The following is a 443-nucleotide window of genomic DNA, read 5'->3' on the forward strand; positions in this document are numbered from 1 at the left end:
GGTCAATTTCAGCCAGCCGGTCTGGGTGAGCCAGGACTGGCTGGTGCTGCTCAACGCCGCCGAGACCGAAGGCAGGACCGTCAGCCGTTTTGCCACGGTCGATGTCACCAACGATCATTACAACAGGGCGACGGCCGGCGTCTCCGTGACCAATTCCGGCAACAGCTATTCGATCACCGTCTCACCGGCGGTGAACTACATCGAATGGAAGGACCATCTGCTCGTCAACAACCGCACCTTCAACACCTATACCGGCTCGCTGATCGCAACCAGCGCCGCCGGCCCGGCGAATTTCAGCGCGAACATTCTGGCCAGCTGGCAATACACCCGGGAGAAGCTGCTGCCGGGTGACCAGATATTCTCGATCGGCGGCCCCACCACCGTGCGCGGCTATCCGACCAATGCCGCATCCGGTGACAGCGGCTACTATCTCAATGCCGAGC

At 61.4% G+C, this 443-nt stretch carries 1 protein-coding gene; it reads left to right on the forward strand.

The window, feature by feature from the left end; translation table 11 throughout:
* Positions 1-443, forward strand: a 443-nt coding sequence (locus AACY08_RS29835) for a ShlB/FhaC/HecB family hemolysin secretion/activation protein (protein ID WP_339472687.1), incomplete at both ends; no start/stop codon positions are given.

Origin of the sequence: Pseudomonas sp. EL_65y_Pfl1_R83 (assembly GCF_963970695.1) — a bacterium.
Taxonomy (GTDB): domain Bacteria; phylum Pseudomonadota; class Gammaproteobacteria; order Pseudomonadales; family Pseudomonadaceae; genus Aquipseudomonas; species Aquipseudomonas tritici.